The sequence below is a fragment of the Paraburkholderia nemoris genome (genome assembly GCF_905221015.1).
In the GTDB taxonomy this organism is placed as follows: Bacteria; Pseudomonadota; Gammaproteobacteria; order Burkholderiales; family Burkholderiaceae; genus Paraburkholderia; species Paraburkholderia nemoris.
Genome location: NZ_CAJNBO010000013.1, coordinates 95,935 through 121,379 on the forward strand (window position 1 = coordinate 95,935; position 25,445 = coordinate 121,379).

Annotated in this window: 21 protein-coding genes; 6 read left to right on the plus strand and 15 right to left on the minus strand. The window is 61.9% G+C overall.

Annotation, left to right across the window (positions count from 1 at the left end):
• Positions 1–7: 7 nt before the first annotated feature.
• From tssM to KHO33_RS21120, 3 genes are read left to right on the plus strand one after another with little or no spacing between them, the layout of a single operon-like run.
• Positions 8–3,910 (plus strand): type VI secretion system membrane subunit TssM, encoded by a 3,903-nt coding sequence (gene tssM / locus KHO33_RS21110; protein ID WP_200565965.1) that lies wholly within the window; start codon positions 8–10, stop codon positions 3,908–3,910.
• Positions 3,907–4,899, plus strand: a complete 993-nt coding sequence (gene tagF / locus KHO33_RS21115) for a type VI secretion system-associated protein TagF (protein ID WP_054036464.1) — start codon at positions 3,907–3,909, stop codon at positions 4,897–4,899. Before tssM ends, tagF begins: the two co-directional genes overlap by 4 nt.
• 4 nt (positions 4,900–4,903) lie before the next feature.
• Entirely contained in the window at positions 4,904–5,851 is a 948-nt protein-coding gene (locus tag KHO33_RS21120) for an OmpA family protein (protein ID WP_200565966.1), read from the plus strand.
• Positions 5,852–5,935: 84 nt separating this feature from the next.
• Here KHO33_RS21120 and tssA read toward each other — a convergent pair whose 3' ends face one another.
• From tssA to KHO33_RS21165, 9 genes are all read right to left on the minus strand, one after another.
• Positions 5,936–7,045, minus strand: coding sequence for a type VI secretion system protein TssA (gene tssA / locus KHO33_RS21125; RefSeq protein WP_200565967.1), 1,110 nt, complete (start codon positions 7,043–7,045; stop codon positions 5,936–5,938).
• Between the two features lie 67 nt (positions 7,046–7,112).
• The gene (gene tssH / locus KHO33_RS21130) at positions 7,113–9,788 is read right to left on the minus strand and encodes a type VI secretion system ATPase TssH (RefSeq protein ID WP_200565968.1); all 2,676 of its coding nucleotides are present in this window, start codon (positions 9,786–9,788) and stop codon (positions 7,113–7,115) included.
• Positions 9,789–9,823: 35 nt separating this feature from the next.
• Positions 9,824–10,918: a type VI secretion system baseplate subunit TssG gene (gene tssG, locus KHO33_RS21135; protein WP_200565969.1), complete on the minus strand. Its 1,095-nt coding sequence runs from the start codon at positions 10,916–10,918 to the stop codon at positions 9,824–9,826.
• Positions 10,882–12,720, minus strand: coding sequence for a type VI secretion system baseplate subunit TssF (gene tssF, locus KHO33_RS21140; protein ID WP_200565970.1), 1,839 nt, complete (start codon positions 12,718–12,720; stop codon positions 10,882–10,884). Before tssF ends, tssG begins: the two co-directional genes overlap by 37 nt.
• 101 nt (positions 12,721–12,821) lie before the next feature.
• Positions 12,822–13,301, minus strand: coding sequence for a type VI secretion system baseplate subunit TssE (gene tssE / locus KHO33_RS21145; protein WP_054036473.1), 480 nt, complete (start codon positions 13,299–13,301; stop codon positions 12,822–12,824).
• 83 nt (positions 13,302–13,384) lie between these two features.
• Positions 13,385–13,888, minus strand: a complete 504-nt coding sequence (locus tag KHO33_RS21150) for an Hcp family type VI secretion system effector (RefSeq protein ID WP_054036475.1) — start codon at positions 13,886–13,888, stop codon at positions 13,385–13,387.
• A gap of 72 nt (positions 13,889–13,960) precedes the next feature.
• Positions 13,961–15,451, minus strand: a complete 1,491-nt coding sequence (tssC, locus tag KHO33_RS21155; RefSeq protein ID WP_093638439.1) for a type VI secretion system contractile sheath large subunit — start codon at positions 15,449–15,451, stop codon at positions 13,961–13,963.
• A gap of 18 nt (positions 15,452–15,469) precedes the next feature.
• Positions 15,470–16,015, minus strand: coding sequence for a type VI secretion system contractile sheath small subunit (gene tssB, locus KHO33_RS21160; RefSeq protein WP_093638435.1), 546 nt, complete (start codon positions 16,013–16,015; stop codon positions 15,470–15,472).
• Positions 16,016–16,052: 37 nt separating this feature from the next.
• Positions 16,053–16,745 (minus strand): tetratricopeptide repeat protein, encoded by a 693-nt coding sequence (locus tag KHO33_RS21165; protein ID WP_200565971.1) that lies wholly within the window; start codon positions 16,743–16,745, stop codon positions 16,053–16,055.
• 365 nt (positions 16,746–17,110) lie between these two features.
• Between KHO33_RS21165 and tssJ the strand changes: the two genes are divergently transcribed.
• From tssJ to icmH, 3 genes are all read left to right on the plus strand, one after another.
• Complete coding sequence (gene tssJ / locus KHO33_RS21170; RefSeq protein ID WP_200566015.1) at positions 17,111–17,737, plus strand: type VI secretion system lipoprotein TssJ; 627 nt, start codon at positions 17,111–17,113, stop codon at positions 17,735–17,737.
• A 108-nt stretch (positions 17,738–17,845) separates the two neighbouring features.
• Positions 17,846–19,192 carry a type VI secretion system baseplate subunit TssK gene (tssK, locus tag KHO33_RS21175; RefSeq protein WP_200565972.1) on the plus strand — a complete coding sequence of 449 codons (1,347 nt, stop codon included), beginning with the start codon at positions 17,846–17,848 and terminating at the stop codon, positions 19,190–19,192.
• Positions 19,189–19,968: a type IVB secretion system protein IcmH/DotU gene (gene icmH / locus KHO33_RS21180; protein WP_054036477.1), complete on the plus strand. Its 780-nt coding sequence runs from the start codon at positions 19,189–19,191 to the stop codon at positions 19,966–19,968. Before tssK ends, icmH begins: the two co-directional genes overlap by 4 nt.
• 98 nt (positions 19,969–20,066) lie before the next feature.
• Here icmH and KHO33_RS21185 read toward each other — a convergent pair whose 3' ends face one another.
• From KHO33_RS21185 to urtB, 6 genes are all read right to left on the minus strand, one after another.
• Positions 20,067–20,396: an FmdB family zinc ribbon protein gene (locus KHO33_RS21185; RefSeq protein ID WP_200565973.1), complete on the minus strand. Its 330-nt coding sequence runs from the start codon at positions 20,394–20,396 to the stop codon at positions 20,067–20,069.
• Positions 20,397–20,516: 120 nt separating this feature from the next.
• Positions 20,517–21,749 (minus strand): formamidase, encoded by a 1,233-nt coding sequence (gene fmdA / locus KHO33_RS21190; protein WP_200565974.1) that lies wholly within the window; start codon positions 21,747–21,749, stop codon positions 20,517–20,519.
• 36 nt (positions 21,750–21,785) lie between these two features.
• Entirely contained in the window at positions 21,786–22,475 is a 690-nt protein-coding gene (gene urtE, locus KHO33_RS21195) for an urea ABC transporter ATP-binding subunit UrtE (RefSeq protein ID WP_054036482.1), read from the minus strand.
• Positions 22,476–22,509: 34 nt separating this feature from the next.
• Positions 22,510–23,253 (minus strand): urea ABC transporter ATP-binding protein UrtD, encoded by a 744-nt coding sequence (urtD, locus tag KHO33_RS21200; protein ID WP_200565975.1) that lies wholly within the window; start codon positions 23,251–23,253, stop codon positions 22,510–22,512.
• Positions 23,250–24,413, minus strand: coding sequence for an urea ABC transporter permease subunit UrtC (gene urtC, locus KHO33_RS21205; RefSeq protein WP_200565976.1), 1,164 nt, complete (start codon positions 24,411–24,413; stop codon positions 23,250–23,252). Before urtC ends, urtD begins: the two co-directional genes overlap by 4 nt.
• Before the next feature lie 60 nt (positions 24,414–24,473).
• The gene (gene urtB / locus KHO33_RS21210; RefSeq protein WP_054036485.1) at positions 24,474–25,391 is read right to left on the minus strand and encodes an urea ABC transporter permease subunit UrtB; all 918 of its coding nucleotides are present in this window, start codon (positions 25,389–25,391) and stop codon (positions 24,474–24,476) included.
• Positions 25,392–25,445 lie beyond the last annotated feature (54 nt).

Here is a 25,445-nt window from a genome sequence, read left to right on the forward strand (position 1 = left end):
ACGGCCTATGCGACGCATTCTTAACGTGTTGACCCATACACGCACGCTCTCGATCATCGGCTTGCTCGCGCTCGCTGCTGTTTTGTTCATCGGTGCCGATACCTTGCAGATCGACCTGATGTGGCCTGCCATCGTGCTCGGCGCGGTGATCGCGCTATGGCTGCTGGTGTGGGTGGTGCGCCGCCTGCGCGCGCGGCGCGCGAACAACAAGCTCGGTGAAATGCTCGAGCAGCAAGCCGAAAAACAGACCGAAACCGGCCCCGCCCCAACGCCCGCGCGCCAGGCCGAACTCGACGTGCTGCGCACGCGCCTCGTCGACGCGGTGAAAACGATCAAGACCTCGAAGATCGGTCAGATGTCCGGCGGCTCCGCGCTGTATGAATTGCCCTGGTACATCGTGATCGGCAACCCGGCCGCGGGCAAGAGCAGCGCCGTGCTGAATTCCGGTCTGCAATTTCCTTTCGCCGACAAGAACAACGCCGTGATTCACGGCATCGGCGGCACGCGCAATTGCGACTGGTTCTTCACGACTGAAGGCATTCTGCTCGACACCGCCGGCCGCTATTCCGTGCACGAAGAAGACCGCACCGAATGGATCGGCTTCCTCGGCCTGCTCAAGCGCTTCCGGCCGAAGGCGCCGATCAACGGCATCATCGTCACGGCGAGCATTGCCGAGCTGACCAGCAGCAAGCCCGAGTTCGCGATCAATCTCGCGAAGAATCTGCGCCAACGGGTGCAGGAGTTGACCGAGAAGCTCGAAGTGTTTGCGCCGGTGTATGTGATGTTCACCAAGGCCGACCTGATCACGGGCTTCACCGAATTTTTCAGCGGCAGCGACCGCCACGAATACGATCGCGTGTGGGGCGCCACCCTGCCCTACGAGCCGGACGAGAAGCGCGACGTAGTGGGTCTATTCGACGACCACTTTGAGGAACTGTATGACGGCCTGAAGGAAATCAGCGTCGCGCAGATGTCGATCAACCGCGGCAACAAGCTCTCGCCCGGCCAGTTGAGCTTCCCGCTCGAATTCTCGGCGATCAAGCCCGCGTTGCGTGCGTTCCTCGCCACGTTGTTCGAAACCAATCCGTTCCAGCACAAGCCCATTTTCCGCGGCTTCTACTTCACCAGCGCGTTGCAGGAAGGCGAGACCAACAGCGCCGCCGCCACGCGTATCGCCAACCGCTTTGGTCTTTCCGCGGACAGCCTGCCCAAGCCGCATAGCGCGTTCTCGAAGAACGGCTTCTTCCTGCGCGATCTGTTCTCCAAGGTGATCTTCGCCGACCGGCAAACCGTCAAGCAGTTCGCCAGTCCCGCCAAAACGCGCATGCGTTATGCCACGTTCTTCGGCTTCGTCGCGGTGCTCGCGTTGGCGCTCGGCGGCTGGACGTGGTCGACGATCGGCAATGAGCAGCTCGCCGACAACGTCAAGGCCGACCTCGACAACGTGGTGCGCCTGCAGCAGAACCGCAACGACCTGCAATCGCGCCTGCAGGCCATGGACATTCTGGAAGACCGCATCGACCAGCTCGAACAGTTCCGCCGCGACAAGCCGCTGGCCGTGTCGCTCGGGCTGTATCAGGGCGACCGCCTCGAGCAGCACTTGCTCACGGAGTATTACAACGGCGTGCGCCAGATCCTGCTCGACCCGGTCTCGCAGAATCTCGCGTCGTTCCTGAAGGACGTCAACGCGCACCCCGATCAGCTCGCACCGTTGAACCGCACGCCGGACGCCGCGGCGATTCCGGTGTCCGCACACACGGCGATGGCGGCGAACAGCCAGGGCGGCCTGTATAGCGATGCGTCGCCGACTAACGTGGAAGACGCGTACAACGCGCTCAAGACCTACCTGATGCTGAGCGACAAGCGTCACGTGGAAACCGCTCACCTGACCGATCAGGTCGCCCGCTTCTGGCGCGGCTGGCTCGAGACGAATCGCGGCAACATGCCCCGCGACGAGATGATCCGCAGCGCCGAGCGCATGATCACCTTCTATCTGTCGCGCGTGTCCGACAACGACTGGCCGATGATCGACCAGAACCTCGGCCTCGTCGACCAGACCCGCGAAAACCTGCGCCGTGTCGTGCGCGGCATGCCGGCTCGTCAGCGCGTCTACGAAGAAATCAAGGCGCGTGCGTCGACCCGTTTCGCGCCGATGACGATCGCGCGCATCGTCGGCGAAAACAATACGGCGCTGGTGGCCGGCAGCTACGCGATTCCCGGCACCTTCACGCGTGAAGCATGGTTCCAGTACGTGCAGCCGGCGATTCGCGATGCCGCCACCAAGGAATTGCAGGCCAAGGACTGGGTGCTCAATACCTCCGCGCACGACGACCTGACGCTCGAAGGCAGTCCCGAGCAGATCCAGAAAGCACTCGTGGCGATGTACAAGACAGAGTACGCAATGCACTGGCAGAAGTTCATGCAGGGCATTGCCGTGCAGAGCTTCGGCAGCTTCGGTCAGGCGGTGGATGCAATGAACCGTCTCGGCGACCCGCAGGATTCACCAATCCGCAAGGTCCTCGAAACCGCGTACGACCAGACTTCGTGGGACAACCCGTCGCTCTTCAATGCGAATCTGAAGCGCGCGCAAACCGGCATGACGAGCTGGTTCAAGAACTGGTTCTCGCGTGCGCCGACCGGCCAGCTGAACGCCAACATCGACATCAACGGCAATCCGGTGGAAGTGCCGATGGGTCCGATCGGCCAGGAGTTCTCGGCGTTGGGCCGCATCGTCGTCTCCGGCGACAACGGCTCGATGTTGAAGGGCTACATGGACACGCTCTCGAAGGTCCGCACGCGCTTTAACGTGATCAAGAACCAGGGCGATCCGGGACCGGGCGCACGTCAGCTGATGCAGCAGACGCTCGACGGCAGCGGCTCCGAACTGGCCGATTCGCTGAAGTACGTCGACGAGCAGATGCTGACGGGCCTCACCGATTCGCAACGCAAGGCGCTGCGCCCGCTGCTGGTGCGTCCGCTGATGGCGGCGTACGCGGTGGTGATCCAGCCGGCTAGCGTCGAAGTCAACAAGGTGTGGAACGCGCAGGTCTACCAGACCTTCCAAGGGTCGCTCGCGAACAAGTATCCGTTTGCAGGCGATGCAAAGGTCGAAGCCGGCGCAGGCGAAATCGCCCAGGTGTTCGGGCCGGACGGCGCGATCGCCAAGTTTGTCGGCACGACGCTCGGGCCGCTCGCGGTGCGCCGTGGCGACACGCTGACCTCGCGCACATGGGGCGACATGGGTCTCGCGCTGACGCCCGACTTCACCAGCGGTTTCGCACGCTGGGTGGCGCCGCTTGCCGGCGGCGCCGCGACCTCGGGTGGCCAAAGCTCGGCCGAACCGCAGACCGTATTCCAGATCCTGCCGCAGCCGAGCAGCGGCACCACGGAATACACGCTCGCGATCGACGGCCAGCAGATGCGTTACCGCAATACGCCGCCGCAGTGGACCAACTTCGTGTGGCCAAATCCGTCGGGCTCGCCGGGCGCCACGCTGAATGCGACGACCTTCGACGGCCGCACGCTGCAACTGGTCAACGAGCCGGGCCGCTACGGTCTGGAGAAGCTGATCAACTCGGCGCAGCGTAAGCGCCGTCCGGACGGCACCTTCGATCTGTCGTGGACGCAAGGCAATGTCACGGTGGCAGTCAGCATGCGCATCATCAGCACGTCGCAGGCCTCGGGCGGCGCCAGCAGCGATGCACCGCAACAGCAAAGCCTGCGCGGCTTGCGGCTGCCGTCGTCGGTGGCGGACGTCAGCGCCGCGGCGAATTCAGTCAATGCGACGGCCGCGGGTGCGCCAGGACCAACAGGAACAGCGGGCACCGCGCCCGCTGTCGCACCGGCCTCGCCAGCGGCACGGCCGGCCACGGCCGCCGCCGCGGTTTCGAACACAGGGGGTGCGCAATGACGCAAACCGTGCAGGCGCAAATCGCCTACTTCGGCAAGATTCCGTCGCGCGGCGACTTCGTCAAAAGCGCGCATAACCCGCAATTGCTGGCCACGCTCGACCGCTGGATCGCCGAGGCCATGGAGTTGCTCACTGACGATCCGCGCTGGAAGATCGTCTACGAAAACGCCAAGCCGATGCACTTCGCGTTCCTCGGTTCGCGCAGCAAGCTGGCGATCGCCGGGCATATGGTGGCGAGCCAGGATCAATCGTCGCGCCGCTTTCCGTTTCTTGCCGCCACCGCGCTGGAAGTGGAAAAGCCGCTGACGTTCCTCGCGCATAGTCCGCTGGCCTTTGCGCGCCTGTGGTCGCGCATCGCCTCGCAGATGAAGCCCTTGCTCGGCGTGAGCGAGCCGGCCGGCGCGCTGCACGCGCTCGGCGAAACGCAAGTGCCGATCGAAATCGGCGGCGGTCCTGGCAATCCGCACGACGGCACCTTCAACGATTTCGTCGAGCATCAGACCCTCTCCGGCCTCGAACAGATGCTGCTTGCAAGCGGCCATCCGGTGCGCCTGCGTGGCGCGATGCTGGCGCTCGGTTCGCTGCTGCGGCCGGTGATGCAAAGCGGCTCGTCGCATCTCGAACGCGGGCTCACGCTGCCGCTGCCGAACGATCCGTTCTATCGCTCGCTCGTCGCCGCTTTCTGGCTCGAACTGATCGCACCGTTCGTCTCGCAGGCCGACTTCGAACTGGCGATTTTTATCGGCACGATTGCCGAGCGCGAACGGCTCATCATCGGCTTTAACGGCGCCTCGGCCAAAACGCTGCACAGCGTGGTCGATCCGCAGGCGTACGCGGCACACAACATCGATATCGACGATCCCGAGTGGATCGACGAACACGCACAAAACGACCATGGCATCAGCAAGCTCGTCAGTTACCTCGACCAACCGCAACTGTCGTTGCGTGTCAGCATCGACACGTTCCGCGAAGCATTCACGGGAGCGTGACACGATGTTGAGCAAACACACGCGCATTGCCTCGCTGCTGGCAGGTCTTCTCGTCTGCGCACTCGCCCATGCCGACAACGACGGCCCCGCACGCGTCACGCCGGTCGACAACAGCGGCATGGCGATTCGCACGACGGCTCTGCCGTCGGCACAGTCGGGCACTGCAGGTCCTGCTGTCAGCACGGCCGGCCTCGCCAGCGGCACCACGGGCGGCGGCACGGGCGCGATCAGCGCAGCGCCGCCACCGGCCAATGCAACACCGGGCCAGGTGGTGGTGGGCGGAAAGGTACCGGATGAAGCGACCAAAGCGGCCGTGCTCGCACGTCTGCGCGACACCTACGGCTCGGCCAACGTAGTCGATCAGATCGAAGTCGCCGACGTCGCGACGCCGCCGAACTGGTCCGCCAACGTGCAAAAGCTGATCGGCCCTCAACTGAAGCAGATCAGCAAAGGCCAGTTGAAGATCGACGGCACGCAGATCGACGTGAAGGGCGAGGTGCATAACGAATCGCAGCGCCAACAGCTCGCAAGCGATATGGCGAACGCGCTGAATCCGACCTACACGATCAAGAATGGCTTGCGCGTGAGCGCATCGGAACAGGGCCTGCTCGACCAGACATTGGCGAATCGCACGATCGAGTTCGAGACGGGTAGCGCGACACTTACGCCGCAAGGCCGCGCGATTCTCGATCAGATGGCGGCCGTGTTGTCGAAGATGCAGACGAAGACGGTGGCGATCATCGGCCATACCGACAACTCGGGCAATCGCACCTCGAATATCGCGCTGAGCCAGGCGCGCGCGGATGCGGTGAAGGGCTATCTGGTCGCGCGGGGCATTCCGCCCGAGCAGATGACGACCACAGGAGTTGGTCCGGATCAGCCGATCGCATCGAACGATACGACCGACGGACGGGCGCGCAATCGGCGTATTGAGTTTCGCGCGGGGTCTTGAGTTGCTGCTTGCTTGACCTGACGAATTAAAAAAGCCTGGCACCGATTTCGATGCCAGGCTTTTTTTCTTGCATTCAAGGAAGTTCTAGCTGTTTTCCTCGGGCTTCACGCCCAACAACTCGCGAATATGCGCGAGCGACCCATCGTCCTTCACCACCGACGACAACCACTGATGCAAAGGCATATCCGCGCATTCCGCCGCCTTGTCCGCAAGGTACGCAGCCGGGTTATGCGGCTCGGTGCTGCGAAAGAATTTGGCCACGGCACGCAACTGCGCGACGGCTTGCGCACGGCTCTGGATTCCTGCAATCGGACTGATCGTGGTCGGCATGGTCGTCAACACGGGTTCCTCGCGTTGCGGTGAAGTCTTGAAGGTAGGCTCGGCGCGTTCGTGTTCTTCCGGCTTCGGCGCTTTCGGCGGCGACGCTTCAGCGCTGACGCCCAGTTCGCGTGCGAAGCGTTCCGCCAACCGGTAGACGCTCTCGTACGCATCTTTCGCCTGACGGAAGCTCGGTGCCGAATCGCCGGCGCGCTGGTCCAGTTGCTGTTCGAGTGCGAGCATCGCCGCTTCGAATGCTTTCAGATCGGCCAGCAGGGTCGAATAGAACGCCGGCGGGGTGGCGCGTTTCGATGCTTCAATCTGCTCGATGGAGGGCTTGCCGCGCGCGATATCGTCGGCATGATCCGGATCGCGCTTGACCGCTTGCGCGACATGCGTGGCCACGTCCCAATCAATCGTGCTGTACGAGCTGCCTTGCGACGACGTGAGTGACATCGCCCGCAAGAGATCACCAGTACGGCCCATCAGCCACGCGACGTTGCCGAGGCGATACTCTGTGTCGTCGCCTTCCGGCAACGGATGCACGTGATCCCAGTACTTTTCGCACAGCCCCGTCAGCAGCGCATACCCCTGCGTGAGACCGGTCACGCCCTCTTCGATAGCCAACGCCTCGGTGAGCCAGACAGCGAGGCGCAGGTCTTTGGTCTGCGTCTGCAGCAGGTTGCTGGAGCGTTCGACCACGAATGGCCAGTCGGCCTCCTTGATATCCGTGACCCATTCGCCCTGGTCGAGCGACGGGTCTTCGAATCGGCGCGCGTGCTGAATCGCGTCGAAATCTGCCGAAAACAGCAGGTCGTCGCCACAAGGCGAGGTTTCGCTGATCGGCGCCAGCAGCGTGTTCAGATTAGTCGGCATGACAGAAAGCAATAAGGTTCCGGTACGGCATTAAAACAGATTGGCAAGCAGACGGGGACTGGCCTGTTCACGCAACCGTGTATTCGAACTCGCCCGCTTCGCTCGCGCGGACCGAGATGCGTTCGATCGCGGTGCCATTGGCAATGCGCTCCAGCACCTGCTGCGCGACTTCAGGCAATAGCGTGCCGTTCAGAATGTGGTCCACATTGCGCGCACCGGAATCCACTTCGGTGCAGCGCGCCAGCACAGCGTCGACGAGCGACTCGTCCCACTCGAACACCGCCTTGTGATTCGATTCGATGCGGCGGCGAATCCGCTCCAGCTTCAAGTCGATGATTTCGGCGAGCACGTCGTCGGATATCGGGTAGTACGGCACCACTTTCATACGACCGAGGAACGCCGGCTTGAACGCCTTGTACAGTTGCGGGCGCAACGTCTCCGCGAGTTCGTCCGGATCGGGCAACTCTTCGGCACTCTTGTTCAGGCATGCCTGCATCACCGCCTGCGAACCGACGTTCGACGTCAGAATGATCAGCGTGTTGCGGAAATCGATCTCGCGGCCTTCGGCGTCGTCCATCGTGCCCTTGTCGAACACCTGGAAGAACATTTCCAGCACGTCCGGGTGCGCCTTTTCCACTTCGTCGAGCAGCACGACCGAATACGGATTGCGACGCACCGCTTCGGTCAGCACACCGCCCTCGCCGTAACCGACGTAGCCCGGCGGCGAACCCTTCAGGCCCGATACGCTGTGCGCCTCCTGATACTCGCTCATGTTGATCGTGACCATCTTGCGTTCGCCGCCGTACAGCACATCGGCGAGCGCCAGCGCGGTTTCGGTCTTGCCGACACCCGACGGTCCGACGAACATGAACACGCCGCGCGGTTTGTTCGGGTCTTCGAGACTCGCGCTGGCGGTGCGCACGCGCTGTGCGATTGCATCGAGCGCGTGGTCCTGACCGATCACGCGAGCGGCCAGCAGCGGCTGCAGATTCAGCACGGTCTGAATTTCGTCCTTGATCATGCGGCCGAGCGGAATGCCGGTCCATGAAGCGACGATTTCGGCCACCACGTGGCCGTCGACCTGCAAGGGGACCATCGGCTGGCCGCCCTGCAATGCATGCAATTCCGCAACACGCGTGGCCAGCGTTTCGCGTGCCTGCTGCGCCTTGTCGGCCTGCGCGGCGTCCGCGCTGCTCACGCGCGCGGCGTCGATTTCCGCACGCAAGCCGACGATCTCCGTCACCAATGCGCGCTCCTTGTCGTAGCGCGCCTCGTCTTCGGCCAGGTCTTTCACGTCTTCTTCGCGCAGGCTGCGCAGTTCCGCGAGCCGCTCGTCGTGCAACGCGCCACTCGCCACTTCGCGTTCCAGCGCCGCGATTTCGGCGTCGACGCGTTCGAGGCGTTTCTTCGTGTCGTCGATCGCGGCGGGTGTCGAGCTATGCGCGAGCGCGACTTTCGCGCAGGCGGTGTCGAGCACGCTGATCGCCTTATCCGGCAGTTGACGGCCGCTGATGTAGCGATGCGACAGACGCACCGCTTCGGTGATCGCATCGTCCAGCACGCGAACGTTGAAGTGCTTTTCCATCAACGCGGCCATGCCACGCAACATCGCCGCCGCGAGCGTCTCGTTCGGTTCTTCGATCTTTACGACCTGGAAACGCCGCGCCAGCGCCGCATCTTTCTCGAAGTACTTCTTGTATTCGCTCCACGTGGTCGCCGCGATGGTGCGCAATTCGCCACGCGCCAAGGCCGGCTTCAGCAGATTCGCCGCATCGTTCTGCCCGGCCTGGCCACCGGCGCCGATGATCGTATGCGCTTCGTCGATAAACAGAATGATCGGATGCGTGCTCTTCTTCACCTCGTCGATCACGTTCTTCAGGCGGTTCTCGAACTCGCCTTTAACGCTCGCGCCGGCTTGCAACAAACCCATATCGAGCACATGCAACGCGACGCCTTTCAGCGGTGCAGGCACGTCGTCAGCCGCAATGCGCAGAGCGAGGCCTTCGACTACCGCTGTTTTACCGACGCCCGCCTCACCCGTCATGATCGGATTGTTCTGCCGGCGACGCATCAGGATGTCGATGGTCTGGCGAATCTCGCCTTCGCGGCCGATCACCGGATCGATCTTGCCTTCTCGCGCACGCTGCGTGAGATTGCTGGTGTAAGTATCGAGCGCGGGGGTTTTAGAAGGTGCACCGGGTGCAGAATCGGCTGCAGCTACATCGCTCACGCCTTCCGCAGCGTTCTCTGCGGTATTGCTCCGTTCGACTTCACGCGACCCCGCGGTCATTTCGTCGAACTTGTGCTTCAGATCCGTCACCCGCACGTCGCGCAGCAACGGCGACATGCGCTCGGCAAACTGCGCGAGGTCCGGCGCCGTCAGTAACGCGAGCAGCAAATGCCCCGAGCGAATCCGGCCGATCTGCGAATCGAGCGACGCAATCAACCACGCCTGTTCGAGCAAATCGATGAGGTGCTTCGAGAAGACCGGTGTGCGCGTATTGCCGGTCTTCAAGCGCTGCAATTCGCGCTCGATATCCGCGCGCAAAGCATGCGCGTCGACCCGGCTCGCACGCAGCGCCAGCGTGACATCGCTCGCCGGTTCATCCAGCAGCGCGAGCAGCAGATGCTCGAGGTCGACCTCATAGTGACCGCGCGCGAGACAGTTGTTCGCCGCGAGTAACGCCGCTTGCCGGCAGGTCGGATTCAGTTTGGCGATCAGGGTATTGAGGGACGTGCTCATGTCGTGCGATCCGGGTCCAGGTTCTATTGTTGTTGTCAGTGAATCACGTGCAATTCGTAGCGGGCATCCGCACGGTCACGGTCGGCTTCTCGCGTGCACAGAAATGCGTCCCAGCCGAGGCGTGCGCCGCCGCTCAGCGAGCTGGGTCCCACCTCCTTGCGGCGCAGAACCAGCGAGACCTCATATTCGAGGGTCACGCCGGCAAGCAGCGTCAGCATGCGTTCGAGCGCCACGGCGCGGTCTGCACCAGGTAAAAACGCTTCGTAGTCGGTCTTGTCGAGCGGCCCGATCACAAGCCGCGCGCGCATGTCGCGCTGCCAGACCCGCTCGCCCGCCAGCGCGGTGGCGCCGAGCGTCGCGTTGACGCCGCCGAGTACGGTCAATTGATCGCGCGGTACGTCGTACCATTTGCCGACGAACTGCTCGACGCGCACCCGCACCTTGAAGTACTCGGACAGGGTACGTTGCAGATAGGCCGCTGAAACCGGCCGGTGTCGTGCGGCCAATGCATAGCCGGCAATCGCTTCGTCGAATAGCGCGCCGTCGCCGCTTTGCAGACTGTTGCGCGTGTCGTCGTCGGCGACGCCTGCCAACGCGAGCAACAGCGGCAGATAACGTTCGTCCCGATCCAGTTCGTAGTGAAACGGCAGCCTGTACTTCTTCCACGCCGCGTAGAACAGCGCAGTCGCGCGATTCGAAAACACGTCGAAGAATTCGCGCGCGGCCCGGTCGCGCTTAATCTGCTCGCGCGCGATGATCTGTTCGGTGTAGTGCAGCGGCAAGGCGCCCTGCCCGCCGAGCAACCCGAAAAAAGCCGGCGTGATATCGACCTTGTTGAGCGAGCCTGCTTCAAGCGCGGCGGTGCGTTGCGGCTTCTCTTTCAGCGCCGTGCCTTCATCGTCGTAAGACTGTGCGCTGTGAATTTCGCTCGGCGGAAACGACATCGACAGCGAATTGCGAAAGGCAATTCGCTGCGCGACGATTTCGCCGGGGCGTCCATGGCTCGACGGCGTTTGTTGCGCGAACCACTTCTCGAGAATCCGCACCGCCTGAAAAAATTCGAAGCGATGCGGTTCGTCGAGAAGTTGCTCGACTACGCCAGGATCGATTCGCCGCTGCGCGGTTTGCATCGCAGAATCTCCTCGCCGGTGCGTTTCGACACGACGACCAGTTGCACAAAGCTGTTCAGATGTACGTACAGCCCGAAAAACGTATCGATCACCCGCACAAACGAAGCGAGACTCGTGCCGACGAAGTGCTCTTCGTCGATCGTCAAACGAATCTCAATGCCACGCACGAAGGTTGCAAACGGTTTGCCCGGCAGCCATTGCACCGCTGCGCGCTGCTCGATGCCGACCAAACCGTCGATATGCCGCGCCGACACCGCCGTGCGCCGCAAATCGTAAAGCACCAGCATTTCCTTGAGCGCCGACAGGCCGCTATTAGCGAGCGACACATGGTTCAACGCCAGATGCGAAATCAGCCGCCAGTGCGAAGCGCGCCCGCGCTCGAAACGCACACTAGGCGTCGGCCTGCGCAGCATCGTGATGCTGCCCGTTAGCGAGCCGCCTTCCAGAAACAGATCGCCACCTTCGAGACCCACGGCGAGGCTGGCCGGCAGGTCGCGATTGGTACACGTCAGATCGAGACTCAGCGTATCGGTCTGCGGCGCGGCCGGTTCGAAGTCGATATCGACGATCGAGATTTCGGTCTCGTAACCGGGGCTTTTCTGCGCAACCCAATCGTTGCGTCGCGCGAACCAGTAGTGCCCTGCACGCGCCGCTTCGCCGTGATGCAACGAATAGAACGGCCGGAATTCGATCACCGATTCTTCATGCGCCTGCTGCCGGACGAGTTTCACCGAGTCGATCGAATAGACTTCGTACGCGAATGCCCGGCGCGCTTCGGCGATCACCGGGTACGAAATCGCCTGGTGACTGATGCGGATCGGCTCGCCGTGCTGTTCGAACAGATTCACGACCGGCGTGCAGAACAAGCGGAAATGGTGCGCGGACAACGAATCCAGCAAGCGCGCAACATGAGAATCGCTGCGCACTTCCTTCAGTACGATGTGCAGCGTCAGACGCTGGCAGCGGCCGCTCGCGCGTGTCATCGCCGCCAGATCGAAATCGGTGAAGTTGAATTTTTCGGGGAAAGCAAAGTATTCAGTCAGCAACCGGTACGCCGGATGCGATTTGGCCGGATAGTCGATCAGCGCATCGTCTTCATCGAAACCGGCTTGTACGACCGGCGATTGACGCAGTTGCGTCCACACGCCGCGGCGGTCGGCTTCCACATAAGTGGCCATCGCGTTGACGAACAGGCAGTCCGCCAGCGCCGCGATAAACGACTGTTCGCCGTGCAGGTGCGTGCGCAACGTGCCGACTTTCAATGCGGAGAGATCGAGCTGCGCAGCTGTGGATTCGAACGTGATCGACACAATCGCCGTAGCGTTGCCCGGCAGAACGGTCGCGCTTGGCGCCATGGCCACCGATGTGTACTTGGCCTCCGAGATCCGGATTGGCGCCAGCGTCACATCGTAGGCGGTCCGGAAGCGGCATTGCACGCCGCGAATCGGGCGCGACTTGAGTTCGGTGCCACGCTCGACCAGCACCGGTTCGGTCAGATGACTGAGCGCGGCCGAGGTACCCAACTGCGCGATCGAGCACGACGGAAACGGCCGCAGGTAGTGCGGATACAGCACTTCCAGCAGCGCTTCGGTGAATTCGGGGTAATCGTCGTCGAGCTTCTTGTTGATACGCGCGCCCAGCAGCGCGAACGATTCGATCATCCGCTCGACGTGCGGATCTTCGCAGTGCTCGCCCGACATCGCGAGGCGCGCTGCGATCTTCGGATAGCGCTCGGCGAAATCGCGCGAGTAGCGCCGCAGAAATGATAATTCGCGCTCGTAATACGGCAGCAATTCTTCCATCGATCTATCCCCGAACCTGAACCATCGCCGCCTGATCAGTCACCACCGTTGCGCGTTAACGGTAACGACAAAGCGGTACTCAAAACACTAAAACGCAGGTACTAAAGCTTCGCGCGTGCGCGCGTCACCGAATATTGCAGCGTAGAAGGCTGCAGCATCGCATCGAAACTCACCGGTTCTTCCGCCGGGTGCACCACCAGCAACGCCTGAATCGCAAAGTTCAGCGCGTTGGTGGATTGTTCGTTCAATTCGAGCGTGACCGCCACCTGCTGCAAGCGCGGCTCATGCCGTGCGATGGCCTGTTGAATCGATTTGCAGATAAACGTGCGGTCGTAGTGACTCGCCAGGCTCAAGCCCGCGAAATCGTTCAGCCCGTACGTGAGCACCGAGCGCTGACATTCCGGCAGCGCCGCCAGCTCGTGCTCGGTCAGGGCAATCCGGGTGTTCAGGATTGCCTCGACGTCGCGTGCAACAGTGGCCTTCAACTCGTCCAACGACAATTGCCGCATCGCCGGGGAAGCCGGCAGATGCGGTTCGTCGTCGAACAGCTTGTCGAGAAAGCTGGGTTCGAAGCGTTTCATCAGCGTCCGAAAAACCGGTTCGATGCGAGGCGCGCGCGGCGGGCATCAGCCTTTTCAGGCTGCGAGGCGCGTGCGCCCCGGCATCAGACCGCGTACGTCTTGTCGTTCTTCGTCAGGCTCCACGCGCCTTGCGCGTTGCCGCCCTGGTTGCCGCCGATCTTCTGCTGCGTGTACTTCCACTGCACGGCAGCGTACTTCAGCGAGAACTGTTCGGTCGGCAGGCCTTCGCCCACCACGCTCGGCGTAGCGCTCGAGATGATCACGTACTTGAGTTTGACTTCCAGGTACTTGATGCGGTTGCCTTCGCCGTCCGAACGCATGAAATCGATCGTCACTTCGTCGAACGTCGTGCCGCCCGATGCGTGTTGATAGATCAGCGGGCTGACCACGTCGATGTCTTTCGTGAACTGCATGTCGGCGTGTTCGCAACGCTCGGACGTATGACCGCCCGCCGTCGAAGCCGTTGCCGAACGCGGTTGCGTAATCGAGTGGCTCCACGAATCGATTTCGATCCAGCCAGCATGATCTTTATCGGCAGACTCGCCTTTGATCGCCGGATTGCCGAATTTTAAATAGATGTCCTTCATAACTCATCGACTCCCCAAAGAGGTGGTTTTAACAGCTAACCCGTGCGGCCGGCACGGGCTTTCTGACTTCGTTTATGAATTTGCCGGTTTCGGCAGGTCAGCGACAAGCCGCAAAGAGATCGACAGCTCGTCCAGTTGAAAGTGCGGACGCAGGAACGCGACCGAACGATACGCACCAGGTTTGCCCGGAATCTCCGAGACCTGTATCGATGCCTCGCGCAGCGGGAACTGCGCTTTCTGCTCCTGAGTCGCGTTGTCGTCCAGCAGCACGTACTGCGAGATCCAACGGTTCAGGAATACTTCGACGTTCTGCGCCGATGCGAAGCTGCCGATCTTGTCGCGCATCATCGCCTTCAGGTAGTGCGCGACGCGCGATACCGAGAAGATGTACTGCAGCTGCGCGGACAGCACGGCGTTCGCATTCGCGCTATCGGTGCTGTATTTCTTGGGTTTCTGCACCGATTGCGCGGCGAAGAACGCGGCGTAATCCGAATTCTTGCAGTGCACGAGCGGAATGAAACCGAGGTCGCTCAGTTCCTTTTCGCGGCGATCGGTAATCGCGATTTCGGTCGGGCATTTCAGCGCGACTTCGCCATCGTCGGTCTTGAACGTGTGGGTGGGCAGGTCTTCAACCAGACCGCCGCCTTCCACGCCGCGAATCGCCGCGCACCAGCCGAAGTCGTCGAATGCAGCTGTCAGGCGGGCGGCAAATGCCCACGCTGCGTTACACCACAGGTATTTGCTGTGATCGGTGCCGTCCACGTCTTCGACGAAGTTGAAGCCTTCCGCCGTGGCGCCGTCTTTCGGATTGAAAGGCAGGCGGCCGAGGAAACGCGGCAAGGTCAGACCGACATAGCGCGAGTCTTCGGAGTCGCGGAACGACTTCCACTTCGCGTATTCGACGGTATCGAACACTTTGCCGAGATCGCGCGGCTTGCCGAGATCGGCAAACGTTTCGAGACCCATCAGTTCAGGCGACGCCGACGCGATGAACGGTGCGTGCGCCGCAGCCGCGACATGCGCCATCTGTTCGATGAAGTACACGTCTTCCGGCTGACGCGTCACTTCGAAGTCGCCGATGATCGTGCCGAACGGCGCGCCACCGAACGTACCGAACTCTTCTTCATACACCTTCTTGAAGAGTGCGCTCTGGTCGAATTCGATGGCGTTCTTGAAGTCGCGCACGAGGTCGCGCTTCGGCGCGTGCAGCGCCTTGATCTTCACCGTCGAGCCGGTATTGCTTTCCTTGCACAGATAGTCGAGGCCGCGCCACGTGCTTTCCATGCGCTGGAATTGCGGCGCGTGCATCACCGCGCTCAGTTGCGCGGAGATCAGGCGGTCGAGTTCCGCGACGCGCGCGTCGATGGTGGCCGACAGGTTGTCGGACATGACCACCGTGCCGTCGAGCACCTGGTGGACGAGCTCGCCGATCAGGTCTTTCGCGCGCGCGTGCTCGGAATCGGACTTCGCCACGCGGCTTTTCTCGACGATTTCGTCGAGCAGCGTGGATTCCGTGCCGCTCTGCACGCTGGCGAGTTGGGCTGCTGCCGTTTGCTGGTTCATCTCACACCCCGTACGTACTTATTCGCCCTGCTTGTCGTGATCCGGCGCGCCGGCGTGGTCTGCTGCGTTGCCCTGATCTTTCGCCAGAGTCTGCAACTGCTGCGTGTTGTTGAGCACTTCGCTCAGCAGGTCCTCGAGCTTGTCGTTGCCGGCCAGCTTGTTGCGCAGATCGGCCAGCTTCGAACGCGCATCGAGCAGACGGCGCAGCGGTTCGATCTGCGCGACCACTTCATCCGGATTGAAATCGGCCATCGACTTGAAACGCAAGTCGACTGCAAATTTGCCGCCCGCTTCGCTCAGGCGGTTTTCCACCTGAAATGCAGCGCGCGGCTCAATCGCTTTCATCACGTCGTCAAAATTGTCACGGTCGATATTGACGAACTTGCGATCGCGCAGCTTCGGCTGCTCGACTTCGGACTGTCCTGCCAGATCGGCAACCACACCGACTACGAACGGCAGCTCCTTGATCTCGATCGCATCACCGCGCTCAACTTCGTACGTCAGTTGAACGCGCGGAGGCCGCACTTTTTGCAAACGCTTCTGAATACTTTCTTTCTTCGCCATCGTCGGCTCCCGGATGCAGATAGGTCAGGCGTGTGGATCAGCGCAGCGCGCTGAACGGGTCGGACGCGCCGCCGCTTTGTGCGGCTTTGGCGGGTGCTGCAGGCGCAGCCGGGGCGGCGGGCGCCGCGGGGGCCGCCGGCGTGGTGGCCGGAGCCGCTGCGCTGGTGGTGGCATCCGGCGTATCGCCGGCCTTGCCTTTGGCGACGACATGGCGAACGATGCGCTTCTTCTTCACCGCCGGTTTGTCGTTCGGGTCAGGCGGGAACAACGTGGCTTCGCCGAGCGTGTCACGCAGTTGCTTGGCGAGCGCTTGCGCGTCCGACTTCGCATCACCCGCGAGCGACGCATCCTGACGCAATTCGCCGAGCGATTGCGTGGCCACGCGCAGGCCGGCTACCGCCAGCACGCTCTTGGCCTGACGATCCGTCTGGTCACGCTGCAGCGCTTCCTGAGCGGCGACGATGGCCTGACCGTAATGGCCCTGCGTGAACTGGATCTGCGCAATGCGCGACCACGGTTCTTCACGGGTCGGATCGGATTTTGACAATTGCTGATAAAGCGCGATGGCGCGATCCTGATCACCGCCCTTGGCGACGGTATCCGCGTCCGCGAGTTGCTTATTAAAAGCCTCCGGTGTGGTCGCTGTGTTGTTGCCCTGTGTCGCGCAACCGGCAATCACGCCGCATGCCAACACTACCCCAGATAGTTTTACTAACAGACGCTCATTCATCGTTTTTCACCGACGTGCGATTTTTTTAATTCAAGGAGAAACCGGAGTTTTGCTTTGCTTCAACTGCGCGGGTATAGTACAGGCCAATTTTCGATAATTCAACTTTCGTGTGAAGAAGCATTGCACAAAAAAAATGCATGTGGATGATTTAAACGAAGCATGCAGAAATTGTTTCCTGGCGCAATAGTCACATTGTGGAGAACGGAAAAAATTTCCGCATACCGGCCTGCCAACACACGAGCGTCATAGAACAATGCACTTTGCATAAAGCGGCATTACGCGGCATAGCGTTGCTGCAAATTTGCCGGATTGAATTCGTTATTGATGTTTTGACGGGGGACGGCGCCGAGCCGGTCGATGTATATATGAATTCGCGTCTTGTTCGCCATGCATCGCTATTGCTTACAACCGCCGCGGCGTGCGCGCTGCTGGGCGGCTGCGCGGCCGCCGTGCCGGCGCTGGGAGCCGCTGCCAATGCGGTTTTGCAGGCGAGCGGCCTCGGCAAGCCCGAGGTGCCGGATGCGCAAAAGCCGCCACGTAATGTCGACCTCACGTTATACGCCGCGCCGAATCTGAATTCCGCCAATGACAACCGCCCACTGGCGCTGGTCGTGCGGCTTTACGTGCTGAAAGACCCCACTTCATTCCAGCAGGCGCCATTCGACGCTTTTACCGATCCGGCCAAGGAAAAGACCATTCTCGGCGGCGATTTGCTGGGCGTGCGCGAAGTGACACTGATCCCCGGTCAACGTTACGTCGTCACCGAAAAAGTCTCGCGTGAAGCGCAGGCATTCGGTATCGTCGCTCTATTCCGCGATCCGGCCATGCAACGTTGGAAATTCGCCTTCGACCCGGCGAAGTCGGAGAAATCCGGCATAATGATCGGCCTGCATAACTGTGCAATGACGGTGACCAACGGCACTGTGATCCCGCCAGAACAGGGATTGCCCGCCCAGCCGTTGAATATGCTTTCTTCGGTAAGCTGCGGCTAAAGATGCCGCGCAAATACGATTTAACAGTTTTTAGAGAATTAACAATGCGGCGTTCGAATTGGTTATCTCCGGACGCATCACACGCTGAACGCATATAACAGGTTTGAGATGAGTTATTCAGCAAAAGTGCTTTGGGGGGAAGGCCTGTTTCTGAGGCCGCAGCATTTTCAGCGTCAGGACGCCTATCACGAGGCGCGCCTGTTCGAATCGATCCAGGCAATCCAGCCGTACAACTGGGGCGTGCGTTCGGCGCGCTTCGACCGCGACGCACTCGGCAGCAACGTGCTGCGTGTGAGCGAACTCTCGCTGGTGTTTCCGGATGGCGCGCTCTACTCCGCGCCGCAAGCCGACGGCCTGCCACCGCCGATCGCGCTCGACACGCTGCCAGACGGCATCAACGAATTCACCTTTTATCTCGCGCTGCATCCGTTGCGCGAAGCCGGCGCGAACTACTCACAAGACAGCAATGCGGGTTTCGTGTCGCGTTATGTCAGCGAGCAAGCACCGGTGGCCGACCATTTCACCGACGCCGCCGAAGCCGACATCACCTTCCTGAAGACCAGCGTCAAACTCATTGCGCATAGCGAGCCGCGTGACCAGTTGCTGTCGGTACCGCTCGTGCGCGTGCGCCGCACCGCCACCTCGGGTTTTGAAATCGACGACACGTTCGTGCCGCCCTGCCTCGCGATCGACGCGTCGCCGATCCTGCACCAACGGCTGCGTCAACTGATCGACGCGCTGCAAGCCAAGGTCAACGCGCTGTATGGTTTTCACCGCGAGCCGACCAAGAACATCATCGAGTTCCGCTCGGGCGACATCGCGTCGTTCTGGCTGCTACACACCGCGAGCGCCGCGTTTGCTTCGCTTGCGCATCTGTATCAGCATTCGGCGCTGCATCCTGAGCGCCTGTTCCAGGAATTGCTGCGCCTGGCCGGCCAGTTGATGACGTTTTCGAAGGGTTATGCGCTGTCCGATCTGCCGGCTTACCGGCATGACGACCCGGGCCCCGGCTTTGCGCGCCTCGACACGATCCTGCGCGATCTGCTCGAAACCGTGATCTCCACGCGCTACTTCGCGATCGCACTCGAAGAAGTGCGCCCCTCGTTCCATGCGGGCCGCCTCGACTCGGGCAAGATCGACGACAAAACGATGTTCTACATCGCGGTGTCCGCAGACATGCCGACCGCCGAACTCGTCGAAGCCGTACCCGCCCGCTTCAAGGTCGGCGCGCCGGACGACGTCGACAAGCTGGTGCTCTCGGCTATGCCCGGCGTGCGCCTCGTCTACACGCCGCAAGTCCCGCCCGCCATTCCGGTGCGGCCGGGCGCCTGCTACTTCTCTTGCGAATCGCGCGGCGCTTTGTATGACCGCATGTTGCAGGCCCAATCGGCAATGATCTACGCGCCGTCGGGCATCAACGATCTTCAACTCGAACTGATCGCCGTCACATCATGAGCTACGCGCCTTCCCTGTTTGGCGGCAGCACGCCTGCCGCGACGCCCGCCCCCATGACCGAGCCGAGCTACCAGGTCCGCTCGTTGCTCGATCTGCTGTACGACGGCTTCTTTATGCTGTTTCTGTTGAAGAACGGCCGCGAGCCCGGCGAGGCGCACGAATTCAGTCAGCGCATCCAGCAGTTTCTCGGCGACTTCGAGCGCGGCGCGAAAAAGCTCAATGCGTCGGCGGAAGATGTCTACGCATCCAAGTTTGCGTTTTGCGCGGCCATCGACGAATCGGTGTTGTCGTCGACCTTCAAGATTCGCACGGAATGGGAGCGCCGGCCACTGCAACTGGTGCTGTTCGGAGAGCAACTGGCAGGCGAGAAATTCTTCCAGTATCTGGAGGAATGCCGTGCGCAGGGCGCCGCGCGTTTGCAGTCGCTCGAAGTGTTCCACATGTGCCTGCTGCTCGGCTTCCAGGGTAAGTATCTGCTCGAGGGACCGGAGAAGCTCGCCTATCTGACCGCGCGCATCGGCGACGAAATCGCGCATATGAAGGGCAAGCGCGCACCGTTCGCACCGCATTGGCCGCTGCCGGATCAGGTCGCACACCGGCTCAAGCGCGAGGTGCCGTTGTGGTCGATCGGCGCGGTGTTCGCGCTGGTCGGGCTGCTCGCTTATCTCGGGCTGAACACTTACCTGAAAGATCAGACGTTGCGCACGCTCGCTCCGTATTCGCAGGTGGTCAAGCTCGGCCCGCAATCGGCCACGTTGACGATTTCGCTGCCTTAAGAAGCGTTAAGGGCCGTTAAGGGGCCCTTTGTGTCCGTGCACGTCGGCACGCGACGTCGTTAATACACCGCTCCCGGCGCACGGCCTCATATGACGCGTCAATGGCTGATCATCCACGGCCGGCCGCCAGGATTGGTCTTGAGGCCGCCTTGGGTCGTCGCGCCCGCGGACGCCTTCGACCCGCACCCGCACCCCGGCCCATGACGATGCGTGTATTCGCCCGAACGCTGCGGCGCATGCGCGGAGCGCTCGTTGATCTGGTGACCGGCACGCGCGTCCGTCGGCATCAGCGACAACGCCGCCAGGCTCAGCATGCGCTGCGCCGGTGCGGCGCAAGCGGGACACGCGCAGGCCGTATTGCGCTCGGCGACGCGGCGTATCGCGGCAAAGGGGCCGCAGGTATCGCAACGGTAATCGTAAGTCGGCATCGTGCTGCCCTCTAAAGATCGGTGGATCGGAATTTGCATCGCCCGCATGTCGGATGGCCGCCGTACTGATGACGCGGCGGCCTCGTCACGCGCTATAGCGCCCGCTCAACAAGACACGCGTCAGACCAGATCCGGCGACAGCGGCAGGTCCACCCCACCCGCGATGTGCCTGACCGGCCCGGCCGAACTCGGCCGGATATCGAAGTCGAAGATCTGCGTGGGCAACCACAGCGTGGCGCACGCATTCGGCACATCGACCACACCGCTGATATGCCCTTGTACAGGCGCAGTACCAAGAATCGAATAAGCCTGCGCGCGTGAATAGCCAAACTTCGTCAGATATTCAATCGCGTTCAGGCAAGCCTGCCGGTATGCGATATGCACGTCCAGGTAGTGCTGCTTGCCCTGCTCATCGACCGAAATACCTTCAAAAATCAGGTAGTCGTTATAGTTCGGCGTGATCGGGCTCGGTTTGAAGATCGGATTCCTGATGCCGTACTTCGCCATGCCGCCCTTGATCAGTTCGACCTTCATATGCACCCAGCCGGCCATTTCGATCGCGCCGCAGAAAGTGATTTCGCCGTCGCCCTGACTGAAGTGCAGGTCGCCAACCGATAGGCCGGCACCGTCGACATACACCGGGAAGTACACCTTTGAGCCGCGCGACAAATCCTTGATGTCGCAATTGCCGCCATGCTCACGCGGCGGCACGGTGCGCGCGCCTTCGGCAGCAGCTTTGGCGTGATCCTCGCCAGCGAGTCGTCCCATGTGCGCCGTCGCCGCGAACGGCGGATTGGCGAGGCCGGGCACGCGTTGCGGGTCCGTGGCGATCAGCGCTGCCTCGCGTTCATTCCACGTCGCCAGCATCTTCGGATCGGGCAGGCACCCGATCAGCCCCGGGTGAATCAGCCCCGCGAAGTTCACGCCGGGAATATGCCGCGAACTGGTGTAGAGACCATGAAAGTCCCAGATCGACTTTTGCGCCTGCGGGAATTGGTCGGTCAGGAAGCCGCCGCCGTTCTTCTTCGAGAAGAAGCCGTTGAAGCCCCACTGGCTTTCCTGCTTGGCGCCGATATCGAGCAGATCGACCACCAGCAGATCGCCCGGCTCCGCGCCCTTGACGCCGACCGGTCCCGACAGAAAGTGCACGATCGACAAATCGATATCGCGCACGTCGTCAGCACTATCGTTGTTCTTGATGAAACCGCCGGTCCAATCGTAGGTTTCGAGAATGAAATCGTCGCCGGGATTGACCCAGCAGGCCATCGGGATGTCCGGGTGCCAGCGGTTGTGGACGTTTTCGTTGTCGTAGGCCGACTGTTTCAGGTCGACCTTGATTAGCGTTTCAGCCATTGCAAACCCTCCTCCAGAAAATGACAGACAGTCGGCTCACACCGACAGGTATTCGCGAATCTTTGCGGTGTCGACGGCGCTGCGCGGACTCTCGTGCACGAGCCGGCCGCCTTCGATGACGAACAGCCGATCCGCGACGTCGAGCGCAAAACTCAGCACCTGCTCCGATACGACGATCGTGATATCGCGCAGCTTGCGGATCTCGTTCAATGCTTTGGCAATGTCCTTGATGATCGACGGCTGGATGCCCTCGGTCGGCTCGTCAAGCAACAACACTTTGGGCTGGGTGACGAGCGCGCGGGCAATCGCCAGTTGTTGCTGCTGGCCGCCGGACAGGTTGCCGCCCTTGCGGGTGCGCATGTCGTAAAGCACTGGGAACAGTGCGTAGATCTCCTCGGGTACCGTCTTCGTGGGGGCATTCTCGAGACCGGTCTGGATATTCTCTTCGACACTCAGCGTGGCGAAAATCTGCCGGCCTTGCGGCACATAGGCGATGCCTTTGGCGACCCGTCGGAAACTCTCGTCACGCGATACCTCTTCGCCGTCTACCTGCACCGAACCTGCCTTAAGCGGCAAAATGCCGATCAGCGATTTGAACAGCGTTGTCTTGCCCATACCGTTGCGTCCCATGATCGCCACGGTTTCGTTGTGGGCGGCATTGAAGCTGATGCCGTGCAGCGCTTCGCTTTGGCCGTAACTGACGAATACGTCGTCGACATTCAACATGCTGGGCTCCTCCGTGAACGACTCGATAGCCAGCTCAGTGGCCGAGATAAACGTCGATGACGCGCGGATCCGCCTGCACCTGTTCCATCGCCCCTTCGGCGAGAATCTTTCCCTGGTGCATCACGGTGACCTTGTGGGCGATCTGCGCGACGAACGCCATGTCATGCTCGATCACGATCATCGAGCGGTTCTGGCAGATCCGCTTGAGCAGCTCGGCCGTAACCTCACGCTCGCGCACGCTCATGCCGGCAATCGGCTCGTCGAGCATCAGCAGCTCCGGCTCCTGCATCAGCAACATGCCGATTTCCAGCCACTGCTTCTGCCCGTGCGACAGCAGCCCAGCCTCGAGATCGAGCTGGTTTTCAAGGCCGATTTCACCGGCCACACTGCGCACGCGGTCGAGCACATCGTCGGTGCGCCGGAACGTCAGCGCGCCAAACACGCCCCGCCCGCGCGGGAACGACACCTCGAGGTTCTGGAACACCGAGAGGTTTTCGTAGATCGACGGCGTCTGGAACTTGCGGCCAATCCCTTTGCGCACGCGGCGAAACTCTGGCAGCCGCGTCATCTCCTCGTTGCGAAACTTGATGCTGCCTTCGCTCGCCCGCGTCTTGCCGCAGATCAGATCGAGCAGTGTGGTCTTGCCCGCGCCGTTCGGCCCGATCACCACGCGCAACTCGCCGCGATCGACATACAGGTTCAACGAATCGATCGCCTTGAAACCATCGAACGACACGCTCAGGCCTTCGACGGCCAGCACGAAATCGGTATTGCTCATGAAGCGCTCCTTGCGCCGAGGCGCGCGAGCCATGGTTTGACGTGGCTGTCGTAGAGACCCGCCAGCCCATTCGGAAACGCCATCACGACGCCGATGAAGAGCGCGGCCATCAGGAACAGCCACAGATTCGGGAAACTCTCGGAGAACCACGTCTTGCCGAGGTTGACGAGCACCGCGCCATAGACCGCGCCCACCAGCGACATGCGCCCGCCCACCGCGGCGTAGATCACCATCTCGATGGACGGCACGATGCCCACGAACGACGGCGACATGAAACCGACCTGCAGCGTGAACATCGCCCCGCCGATCGCCGCGAGCACAGCGGCGATGCAAAACGCGAACACCTTGAACATGGCGACGTCGTAGCCGGAGAAGCGCACCCTGTCCTCCTTGTCGCGCATGGCGAGCAGCAAGGTGCCGAGCTTGCTGCGCTGGATCTGCCGGCAGCAGACAATGGCCACGAGCAGCAGCACCGCGTTGACGAAGTACAGGATCAGCTTTGCTCCATCGCCGCGAATATCCCAGCCGAGCAGCGTGCGCAGATCGGTGATGCCGTTCACACCGCCGGTATAGCCCTGTTGGCCGATGATCAGCACCGACAGGATCAGCGCCACCGCCTGCGTAATGATCGCGAAGTAGACGCCGCCCACGCGCCGCTTGAACATCGCGAAGCCGACCACGAACGCGAGCGCGCATGGCACGGCCAGCACCGCCGCCAGCGCAAACGGCAGCGAATGAAACGGCTTCCACCAGAACGGCAAGGCGGTCAGCTGATTCCAGTCCATGAAGTCGGGAATGCCCGGCGTCGACTGGATCTTTGTGCTGATCGGGTCCGAAGCTTCGAGCTTCAGGAACATTGCCATGCAGTAGCCGCCAAGGCCGAAGAACACGCCCTGCCCGAGGCTCAGCACACCGCCGTAGCCCCACGCCATCACGAGCCCAACGGCGACGAACGCGTAGGTCAGATACTTGCCCATCAGGTTAAGGCGGAACACATCGAGCGCGAGTGGAAACACCACGAGAATCAGCAGCGCCAGCACGACGATGCTGCCGTAGCCATCGCCCGTCAGCCAGCGCTTCAGCGCATGCCGCAAGCCGGCGCGGCCCGCGGCGGAGTCCGGCGCGACGGACGCGCCGGCGGAAGGGTTCAGCTGGTCCATATTCGTTTCTCCGGGCTGAAGCGATTGAAAAGGCCGTTCAGTGACGCAGTCGATAAGTGCTCAGGCACGGCGCACCTTCGAAGCGAAGAGCCCTTGTGGCCGCAACATCAGCACAACGACAATGGTGAGCAGCGTCACCACACGAGCCGATGAGCCGGTCATGAAGAATTCGCTGATCGACTGCATCTGCGCGATGCCGAACGCGGACGCCACCGTGCCGAGCAAACTCGCCGCGCCGCCGAACGTCACCACCAGGAACGAATCGACGATGTAGAGTGACCCGCTGGTCGGTCCCGTCGAGCCGATCGCCGTGAACGCGGCGCCCGCCACGCCCGCGATCCCGCAGCCGATCGCGAAGGTCAGCCGGTCGGTCTTGCGGGTATCGATGCCAGCCGCGTTCGCCATCTGCCGGTTCGCAACGGTGGCGCGCACGCGTAGTCCCCAGCGCGAGCGATACAGCGCCAGCAGCACGCCGCCGGTCATCAGCACCGCGAGGCTCATCACGAACAATCCGTTGATCGGGATGTCGAGACCCGGCTTCGGCGACCACGAACCCATCAGCCAGTCCGGCAGCGTGGGGCTCACCTCCTTCGGGCCGAACACCGAGCGAAACACCTGCTGCATCCCGAGGCTCAGGCCCCAGGTCGCCAGCAACGTGTCGAGCGGACGCCGGTACAGGTGGCGGATCAGCGCCCACTCCGCCACCCAGCCTGCCGCGAACGCCAGCACGAAGGCCGCGCAGATCGCGATCGGAAAGTACACCGGCGCGTAGCCATGCCAGTAGTTGTCGGCCAGTTGCGAGAACATGTAAATCGTGTACGCACCAATCGTCATGAACTCGCCATGCGCCATGTTGATGACGCCCATCTGGCCGAAGATCACCGCCAGCCCCAGCCCCATCAGCAGCAGCACACTGAACAGGCTCAGGCCGGCAAAGCCCTGCATCAGCGTGACGTTAAGAATGTCTGAAGGCGACATGACTCTCTCCTCGAAATGATCCGCGCGCGCTCACGTGGCGGCAGCGCGCCTGAT